Here is a 9,645-nt window from a genome sequence, read left to right as displayed (position 1 = left end):
GGCTTTGCGCATAAAAAAGGCTGTGTCAGCGTTTTGACACAACCTCTTTTTATATATATTGAATTAACTAATTACTTCTCACCACGTTTCGTAGCCGAATAGTTAATCTTCAAAGCATAAGATTTTCTAAGAGCATTTTTTACATCAGTAACAATACCCATCTTTGTCTTCTGATCTACTTTCAGAGACACAGTCATCTTAGCAGCATCGCCTTCATTCATACTCGCACGTTCCTGAAAAATGAAGTCTTGTACTTCACCCACTTCAGCATAACTGTCATTCAACTGAATACGACTTTCAGTACCCATTTTCGCGCGATATTCTTGTGTAGGTTCCCCTACATAAATGAATGTTACCAGTGATTTCTTCTCCAGTTTTTCGAGTTCAGTACCTTGCGGAAGTGTAAACTGCACCTTTAATGTTACCTCACGCATCGTTGTTACAATCATAAAGAAGAACAACAAGGTAAAGATAAGGTCAGGCAACGAAGAAGTATTCAATGCCGGCATTTCACGTTTACCAGTCTTATTAAATTTTCCCATTACTTACTTCTTTTTTTCTCCGTATTTTTTAGGTTCTGCTTCAGAAATTCGTTGCGGATAAACTTCACGAACAGCTTTCTGCTGTGCATCATTCAGTTCAGCGTAAGTAACCCCAAACTTTTCTTGAGCTAACTCATCTCTCAATTCATTGTATGCAGCTACCAATTCGTTCTGCACACTTATATATGCCTGATAAGAAGACCCGCGGTCATTCTGCAAAGAAATTACATGCTTATCATTAACAAGAGTAGTACCAAAGAAATCGACATTTTTTTGTGTCTTTTCCGGCATATTCTCAGCGTTATTGATGTTAGCAATAAACTCTTTGGCTTTCTGCCTCAACTGATCAACACCAATATAATCATTCCCGCACATCAAAGCATCATCTTTATTCAGATAAACCTGCAGGATGTTACGTTCTTTAATTTTATCGGTATTCTCATTCTTTTCATCTTCGGGTGGTGGAGGCAAAAGTCTTGCCAAACCACGGTCCGTATCCATTGATGTTGTAATCAAGAAGAAGATCAGCAACAAGAAAGCAATATCCGCCGTAGAACTTGAGTTTATATCAGGAACTTTTCTTTTTCCTTTTGCCATTTTAATAACTTATTTAATCGAGTATCCTCAATTGATTACGACAATTTTTTCTTTATACCACTCGCAATGATTGCAACAACTGTCACAAACAACAATATGTAAATAGAATAAAGGAACATATCAGTTACTTTCAGCCAAAAAGGAACATTGTCTGTACCACTATAGCCAGGAATCTGCATTGGTGTACCATCACCCATTGCCCAAGCTACAATAAGAACAACAGCTAAAAGAACCAAACCAAGTAAAGACTTGATGGCATTTGCCGGGTTATCCTTCAAAGCTGCACCAAATTGGAATACAGCAGCAATAACAGTGGCTGCAATGGCTAAGCCAAACAAAACGTACATCAGATAGAGTAAGGCGTCTGTTTGAGCCGGTTGCCACATTTCGGGATCTACTCCCGGAATTAAGGCATCGCCCGAGGCATCTCCTCCTAAGAAGAACAAGCCAATAACGATCAGAATAATAGCAAACATCGCATACAGTGCGTAATACGATATTCTATATGTTAACTTACTCATTTTAGATTATTTTTTGTATTTCAAGTTATATTTGATTACCATATCAAGCAAAGAGATAGAAGAATCTTCCATTTCACTTGTAAGAGCCTCAATTTTAGAAAGTACGTAGTTGTAGAATACCTGAAGGATCAATGCTACGATCAAACCGAAGATAGTTGTAATCAAGGCAACTTTCATACCACCTGCAACAACCGTCGGAGAGATATCACCTACCTGCTGGATTTTATCAAATGCCTGCACCATACCAATTACAGTACCCAAGAATCCGAGTGACGGAGCCATTGCGATAAACAGTGTGATCCAAGAACATCCTTTTTCAAGGTAACCTGCCTGTACACCACCATAAGATACAACTGACTTCTCAACTACGTCAATACCTTGATCGATTCTCATCAAACCTTGGTAGTAGATAGAAGCAACCGGACCTCTGGTGTTACGAGCAATGTCTTTAGCAGCTTCAACATCACCTTTTTCCAAAGCAGCTTCGATAGATGCCATGAATTTTTTTGTGTTGATTTCAGCCAAACTCAAATAAATGATACGTTCAATACAGAAAGCCAAACCGATCACCAAAGCGATAGCTACCAAACTCATGAAAGATGCAGTACCTTCGATGAATTTAACTTTGATTTCCTTGTGAATACCACCCTCTTCTGCAGCAGGAGCAGCAGCTGTAGTAGCTTCAGCGGCAGGAGCAGCTTGTTGTTCAGTTTGTTCTGCTGCAGGAGCGTCTTGAGCCTGAGCAAGTTGAATTGAGCCAAAAGTGAAGGCCCCAATCACAGCAACAATTGCAAATAACTTTTTCATTGTGTGTCTAATTTTTAAGATTAATTAATTGATTATTATTATTGTATTTACTTCTCATCTCTCTTTCATTTCTGCGGAGAGACGGGGATTCGAACCCCGGATACGCTTTTGGCGTATACACGCTTTCCAGGCGTGCCTCTTCAACCACTCGAGCATCTCTCCCTCTGAGTTTTCAGCATTTTCAGCTACAAATGTATTCTTTTTTTTCTTTTCAAGAAGCATTCTCCCTCTTTTATCTCGAATAAATACGGCAAATTAATATAATTTAAAACCTTTCGAACCTTATTTGCGGATTCCGAACACTTTTAGCGCATTCACAGAAGTGACCTGTGCCACGTACTCCGGATCCCTCTGATAAATATCAGCCACCTTCATGAGTGTGTCTCTCACATTGGCACTTTCATTTCTCTTTCCCCGGTTCGGCACGGGAGCCAAATAGGGAGAATCGGTTTCGAGCACAATGCGCTCTAAAGGAACAGTCGTCAATGCCTCCGGCAAAGTCGATTTCTTGAAAGTTACAACTCCATTGATACCTAACATAAATCCTTCAAATTCCAACAATTTCGCCGCTTCTTCCGATGTCCCGGTAAAACTATGAAAAATGCCGGTCAAAGAGGTATTTTTATAGGGTTCCATTACCTTATATATATATTCAAACGCTTCTCTTGAATGGATTACAATGGGAAGACCATATTCCAGCGCCCACTCTATTTGCTTTTCAAAAACCAAGATTTGCTCTTTCAGAAAAGTCTTGTCCCAATAAAGATCAAGACCTATTTCTCCGATAGCCACAAACTCACGGGAAGTCGACAAGTATTTGTGAACAATCGCTAATTCCTGTTCATACGATTCATTGACAGAAGTAGGGTGCAGTCCGATCATCGGATAGCAAAATCCCGGATAATCCCTACAAACCGACAACATAGCATCAATGGTCGTACTGTCTATATTGGGCATAAAAATATAGGAAACTCCCGCTTTCTGCGCACGTTCCATCACCAATGGCAGGTCTTCGGTAAATTCTTCAACAAAAAGATGAGAATGAGTATCGATCAACATGATATTTCTTTTTCTTCTTTTATTTTTTCGCTGGAGCGATAATAATATATCAGTCCATAGTCGCGGCATTTTTCTAATCGGGTATCATTGGGAGTGACATCCTGGTATTTGGCTTCTACCTGATTCCAGATATCCAAAATCAATTCATCGGCACGGTCACGCATAGACGCCAGTTCATCAAGACTACGATTGGTTAATGCCTGATAGTTCTTCTGCCGTTCATAGCTTTCCAGAAAAATATCATAATGCACTTTTACGCGTGCAATAGTCGGATTATAAATAGGTATGCCACCTTGAGTGGTCCTTAATTGTTCGCCTTCGATTATTTTCTTCCCCCACTCTACCAGAGAGGCTTCACTCAACAGGTCCGGTACGGTATTGGAAGCAGGCAAGCCATATAACTCTTTATGTGCCACCTTGATTTCATCACGAAGCACTGCCAAATTGAGCACCTGAATAAAATGAGAGATATACAGCCGGGCAGTCTTCACATTCATCTGGTGTTTACGGCTGGCACGCGACTGATTATCGTAGCACTGGGTATAATAAATTTGCGCTGCCTCAAACCGATGCAAAAAGTTACGCGCTTCAAATAATGTCTTCAATGTAATAGCCAAGTCACGCACATTATACATCTCTCCCTTTTCGACAGCCGCTTTCAGCGCCCGAACTCTTGCTTGATCAGTATTTGGTAGTCGTCTATAAGGCATATCTCCGATACTTAACTACATTTCACGATACATTAATAATTTCACCAGATTCTTCAGTTCTTTTTTTCTGTCTTCCGCAACAGCTACCGCCGCCAGACTTTCCATAGCGAACGTATAATATTCACGCATTTTGCTTTCACAAATATTGCGGATATTCAACTGATTATAGATTTCAGTTACCGCTTCGATTTTTTCAGAAGGTTGAAAAGCCTCCGCATTCAACCAACGATTCAATTCAGCATGCTGCTTTTCATCCGCACGGTTCAGTGCTTTGATAAGCATATATGTTTTTTTATTGCAGAGGATGTCTCCACCTATCTTCTTCCCGAACACTTCCGGATCACCATATACATCCAACAAATCATCCTGTAACTGGAATGCTACTCCAATATGCATTCCAAAATTATATAGATTTTCTGCATCTTCAGCAGTCGCTCCTGCCAGAATTGCACCTATTTTAAGACTACCCGCAAGCAACACGGCTGTTTTCAAACGAATCATTTCAATGTATTCGTCTTCTGTAACGTCACAGCGAGATTCAAATTCCATATCCAGTTGCTGTCCTTCACAGATTTCGAGTGTAGTCAAACTGAATAAATCCATCACTTCTTTCAGGTGTTCCGGTGGACAACCCGTCATATACCGAAATGCCAGAATCAACATAGCATCTCCCGAAAGTACAGCAGTATTATCATTCCAGACCTTGTGCACGGTAGGTTTCCCTCTGCGCACATCCGAACGATCCATCAAATCATCATGCAACAAGGTGTGATTGTGGTAAACTTCAATCGCAGTGGCAGGATCGTATATAGACGCAACATCCTCCCGATACAAGTTATATCCCATCAACATTAATACAGGACGTATCCGCTTCCCACCCAGAGAAAGGATATATTCAATCGGTTCATAAAGTCCTTTCGGCGTCCGGGTAAACTGGATTTCAGAAATATGATTATTTATCTTATCGAGTAATTGAGAAGCTGTAAACATGATGAATAAAAAAATTAATGAATAAAAAGAGGCTGCCGAAAGCAGCCTCTCCATTTATAGTGTTACAAATTACTGCAATCTAAACATCACAGGAACTGTAAATTTAACACGTACCGGTTTTCCGCGCTGCATACCTGGTTTCCACTTCGGCATGGTATTAATCACACGGAGGGCTTCTTTATCCAGATACGGGTCGACGCTACGTACAACCTTCGCATCTACGATACTACCGTCTCTGTTAACAACGAACTGTACGATAACACGTCCTTGAGTTCCGTTTTCCTGTGCGATAGTCGGATATTTAATATTTCTTGCCAGATACTGCATCAAAGCTGCTTGTCCGCCCGGGAAGTCCGGCATATTTTCTACAACCTCGAAAATAGTCTGTTCTTCCGGTTCTTCTTCAACCACTTGTACAGGCACATATTTTACTTCTACACGAGCTTGATTATCTTCATTGATAATAGTTGTTGTTTCCTCAATATCAGCTTTATCATCCACAATCTCCAGCAATTCTGCTACCTTTGGAGCTTCAGGTGGTGGTGGAGCTGCTTGTTCAGGGGTTTCGGTAATAGGAATAATTTCCTCTTCAAACACGACATCGGCTACTGCCTGGCTTGTATCTATCTTCACGTCACGCTGGGTCCATTCGAACGCCACGAACATGAAAGCTAGAACTACCACGTAACCAACGAGCAACCATGTAGACTTCTTGCCTTCCAGGTCTGCCTTGGGTGATTTTTTAACTTCCATAAATTTATTAATATAATGATTAAAAAAAAGTGTCCTTTCATGTGTCTCCGGGCAAATATAGTACATTTTCATGTATTCGTTTCCCTCTTTGCCTCTTTTTATCCGGCTTTTTAACTTTTTTAATTCTTTCGTACTTGTCTTGCTCCTTTTAACGGCAAACTTATGGTTGATTTTCAAATTTACCGTATCTTTGGCGAACAAATCAGATGAACTGAATATGAAAAAGATAACAATTGCAATCGATGGCTTTTCCTCTTGTGGAAAAAGTACAATGGCCAAAGATCTTGCCCGCGAAGTGGGTTACATTTACATTGACAGTGGAGCCATGTATCGTGCGGTCACTTTATATAGTATAGAGAACGGGATTTTCAACGGAGACGTGATCGATACGGAGAAACTGAAAAAAGAAATCAAGAACATTCGTATATCTTTCCAGCTGAATAAAGAAACCGGACGTCCCGACACGTATCTGAACGGCGTGAATGTGGAGAATAAAATCCGTTCAATGGAGGTTTCTTCCAAAGTGAGCCCTATCAGTACGCTTGACTTCGTACGTGAAGAAATGGTGGCGCAGCAACAAGCAATGGGAAAGGAAAAGGGCATCGTCATGGATGGCCGGGATATAGGAACTACCGTTTTCCCGGATGCGGAACTGAAAATATTTGTAACCGCCACTCCCGAAATCCGTGCTCAACGCCGTTATGACGAGCTGAAAGCAAAAGGACAGGAAGCCAGCTTCGACGAAATTCTGGAAAACGTGAAACAACGGGATTATATCGACCAGAACCGGGAAGTAAGTCCACTTCGCAAAGCTGAAGATGCTCTGCTTCTGGATAACACCCACTTATCGATTGAAGAGCAAAAGGAATGGCTTTTCGGACAATTTAATAAGGTAAGTAAATAATTTGCTTTATGATCAAGGTAGAGATAGACGAAGATTCCGGCTTCTGCTTTGGTGTGGTGACAGCCATTCATAAGGCAGAAGAGGAGTTGGCAAAGGGAGAGACTCTCTATTGTCTCGGAGATATTGTACACAATAGCCGGGAAGTGGAAAGGCTTAAAACGATGGGATTAATCACGATCAACCGGGAAGAATTCAAACAACTGAAGAATGCCAAAGTATTGCTTCGCGCACACGGAGAGCCACCGGAAACTTACATGATTGCCCGTGAAAATAATATAGAAATTATCGATGCGACCTGTCCGGTAGTATTACGTTTGCAAAAACGTATCAGACAAGGGTATCTGGCAGACAGTGACAAAGAAAAACAAATTGTCATATACGGCAAAAGCGGTCATGCTGAAGTGCTGGGATTGGTGGGTCAAACAGATGGAAAAGCAATTGTCATCGAAAAGGCAGAAGAAGCCAAAAAGTTGGATTTAAACAAAAGCATCCGTCTTTTCTCACAGACTACCAAGTCACTGGACGAGTTTCAGGAAATTGTGGAATACTTCAAGCAACATATTTCACCGGAGGCGACTTTCGAATATTATGATACTATTTGTCGTCAGGTTGCCAACCGGATGCCTAAGCTTCGGGAATTTGCGGCTACACACGATTTGATATTTTTCGTCAGCGGCAAAAAGAGTTCAAACGGAAAAATGCTGTTCGAGGAGTGTTTGAAGGTGAACACCAATTCACATTTGATAGATAACGAGAAAGAAATAGATCCTTCTCTCCTTCAAAACGTAAATTCAATTGGCGTATGTGGTGCGACTTCTACTCCTAAATGGTTGATGGAGAAGATTTACAATCACATTCGGACGCTCATCAAAGAATAATAGCAAAGCAACATAAGGAAACGGCAAAGTAACATGAACGAATAAAAGGAAAGCGAAAAAAGGTCATTTGAACATTTTTAATGTTTTCTTCTTACGAAAAAAAACTTCATAACCACTGCTTTCAACTTTTTGTTGTACATTTGCCGCGTCAAACTAATTAATGAGAGATTGTTATATGGGAACAGTTAAGTGTATCGGAATTTTGACCTCCGGAGGTGATGCTCCGGGAATGAACGCTGCTATACGTGCAGTGACACGTGCAGCCATCTACAATGGATTGCAAGTTAAAGGTATATACAGAGGATATAAAGGTCTGGTTACAGGTGAAATCAAAGAATTCAAGAGTCAGAATGTGAGTAACATCATCCAGTTGGGTGGTACTATCCTGAAAACGGCACGTTGTAAAGAGTTCACGACTCCGGAAGGTCGTCAGTTGGCTTATGACAACATGAAAAAAGAAGGCATCGATGCTTTGGTTATCATTGGTGGAGACGGCTCACTGACAGGTGCGCGTATCTTTGCACAGGAATTTGATGTTCCATGTATCGGACTGCCGGGAACTATTGACAACGACCTTTATGGTACAGATACGACCATCGGATATGATACTGCATTGAATACCATATTGGATGCCGTAGATAAGATTCGCGACACAGCCACTTCACATGAACGTTTGTTCTTCGTTGAAGTTATGGGACGTGATGCCGGTTTCCTTGCGTTGAACGGAGCTATCGCTTCGGGTGCGGAAGCTGCCATTATTCCGGAATTCAGTACGGAAGTCGACCAACTGGAAGAGTTTATCAAAAACGGATTCCGCAAATCAAAAAACAGTAGCATTGTATTGGTAGCCGAAAGCGAACTGACAGGAGGAGCCATGCATTATGCCGAACGTGTGAAAAACGAATATCCGCAATATGATGTACGTGTGACGATTTTAGGTCACCTGCAACGTGGTGGTAGCCCAACTGCCCACGACCGTATCCTGGCAAGCCGCCTCGGTGCTGCTGCTATCGATGCTATTATGGAAGATCAACGTAACGTAATGATCGGAATCGAACATGATGAGATCGTTTACGTACCGTTCAGCAAGGCTATTAAGAATGACAAACCAATCAAGAGAGATCTTGTCACTGTATTGAAAGAGCTTTCAATCTAATCTTTTTATTTTTAGGAGTTCAGCTTATATCAGTATATAAGATAAAGAGCGGTGGATGAACGGGAGATTTCCTTATCATTCACCGCTCTTCTTTCATTTATTCAATGCTTCTTTTCACCACAGAGGACACGGAGGACACAGAGGTGAATTTGTTTTATGACTTACGGTTGCGACCCTAATTTTGATGCGTAATCCTCCTACTATAAAGTTGAAAAAACATGAAAACATCTGCCACCTGCAACCAAACGCGTGTAATACACTAGTTAATAGATAGTTGTAACGTTGCAGATACTGTTGCAGATAGGTTGCAGATCAAAGTATCTGCCACACAGTATAAGCCTTGCAAAGCCAATTCTCCATGGGTGCAAAAGTTTATTGTATACATTAACTTCCCGTTTCCAGGCGGGGAACTGTCGTTTCCGGCATTAGAAATTACAGTTTCCACGGCAGGAAACGAGAGTTTCTAAGGCGGGACACTACAGTTTCTCCATAGGGTCCCCCAATTATCCCATAGCTTTGCACAAAGGGATCAAGGCTTTTTCTTTGATTATATAACGTGTTGCAGATACTTTATCTGCAACCTATCTGCCACAGGTATCTGCAACGTTACAACTATCTATTAACTAGTGTATTACACGCTTTTCGTTGCAGGTGGCAGATGTTTTTATGTTTTTCAAGGTTCTTCGTCAAATTTGGTGGTAATCTCTTTTTTATTTCAACTGTCTTCT

Annotated in this window: 11 protein-coding genes and 1 tRNA gene; 3 read left to right on the top strand and 9 right to left on the bottom strand. The window is 41.1% G+C overall.

The annotated features are described in order from the left end of the window. Positions 1-71: 71 nt before the first annotated feature. From DWZ47_RS29535 to DWZ47_RS29495, 9 genes are all read right to left on the bottom strand, one after another. Complete coding sequence (locus DWZ47_RS29535) at positions 72-542, bottom strand: ExbD/TolR family protein (RefSeq protein ID WP_004297931.1); 471 nt, start codon at positions 540-542, stop codon at positions 72-74. A 3-nt stretch (positions 543-545) separates the two neighbouring features. After that, a complete protein-coding gene (locus tag DWZ47_RS29530) occupies positions 546-1,139 on the bottom strand; it encodes an ExbD/TolR family protein (protein ID WP_004297930.1) in 594 nt (197 codons plus the stop codon). A gap of 35 nt (positions 1,140-1,174) precedes the next feature. Further along, complete coding sequence (locus DWZ47_RS29525) at positions 1,175-1,660, bottom strand: hypothetical protein (protein WP_004297929.1); 486 nt, start codon at positions 1,658-1,660, stop codon at positions 1,175-1,177. 6 nt (positions 1,661-1,666) lie between these two features. Then, complete coding sequence (locus DWZ47_RS29520) at positions 1,667-2,467, bottom strand: MotA/TolQ/ExbB proton channel family protein (protein ID WP_004312432.1); 801 nt, start codon at positions 2,465-2,467, stop codon at positions 1,667-1,669. A gap of 74 nt (positions 2,468-2,541) precedes the next feature. Beyond that, a tRNA-Ser gene (locus DWZ47_RS29515) sits at positions 2,542-2,629 on the bottom strand. Between the two features lie 120 nt (positions 2,630-2,749). Beyond that, a complete protein-coding gene (locus tag DWZ47_RS29510) occupies positions 2,750-3,526 on the bottom strand; it encodes a TatD family hydrolase (RefSeq protein WP_004327306.1) in 777 nt (258 codons plus the stop codon). Further along, complete coding sequence (locus DWZ47_RS29505; protein WP_004297925.1) at positions 3,520-4,236, bottom strand: hypothetical protein; 717 nt, start codon at positions 4,234-4,236, stop codon at positions 3,520-3,522. Before DWZ47_RS29505 ends, DWZ47_RS29510 begins: the two co-directional genes overlap by 7 nt. A 15-nt stretch (positions 4,237-4,251) precedes the next feature. Further along, a complete protein-coding gene (locus tag DWZ47_RS29500; RefSeq protein ID WP_004306794.1) occupies positions 4,252-5,226 on the bottom strand; it encodes a polyprenyl synthetase family protein in 975 nt (324 codons plus the stop codon). 69 nt (positions 5,227-5,295) lie between these two features. After that, positions 5,296-5,979 (bottom strand): energy transducer TonB, encoded by a 684-nt coding sequence (locus DWZ47_RS29495; protein WP_117515624.1) that lies wholly within the window; start codon positions 5,977-5,979, stop codon positions 5,296-5,298. A gap of 217 nt (positions 5,980-6,196) precedes the next feature. Between DWZ47_RS29495 and cmk the strand changes: the two genes are divergently transcribed. The 3 genes from cmk to pfkA all read left to right on the top strand — a co-directional run bounded on the left by cmk (position 6,197) and on the right by pfkA (position 8,917). Then, positions 6,197-6,883, top strand: coding sequence for a (d)CMP kinase (cmk, locus tag DWZ47_RS29490; protein WP_085931522.1), 687 nt, complete (start codon positions 6,197-6,199; stop codon positions 6,881-6,883). Positions 6,884-6,891: 8 nt separating this feature from the next. Next, complete coding sequence (locus DWZ47_RS29485; RefSeq protein ID WP_004312427.1) at positions 6,892-7,761, top strand: 4-hydroxy-3-methylbut-2-enyl diphosphate reductase; 870 nt, start codon at positions 6,892-6,894, stop codon at positions 7,759-7,761. A gap of 175 nt (positions 7,762-7,936) precedes the next feature. Further along, a complete protein-coding gene (pfkA, locus tag DWZ47_RS29480; RefSeq protein ID WP_004297914.1) occupies positions 7,937-8,917 on the top strand; it encodes a 6-phosphofructokinase in 981 nt (326 codons plus the stop codon). The last annotated feature ends 728 nt before the right edge of the window (positions 8,918-9,645 follow it).

Source organism: Bacteroides sp. AF32-8BH (assembly GCF_003435205.1).
GTDB classification, from domain to species: domain Bacteria; phylum Bacteroidota; class Bacteroidia; order Bacteroidales; family Bacteroidaceae; genus Bacteroides; species Bacteroides ovatus.
This window is presented reverse-complemented; position numbering and strand designations above follow the sequence as displayed.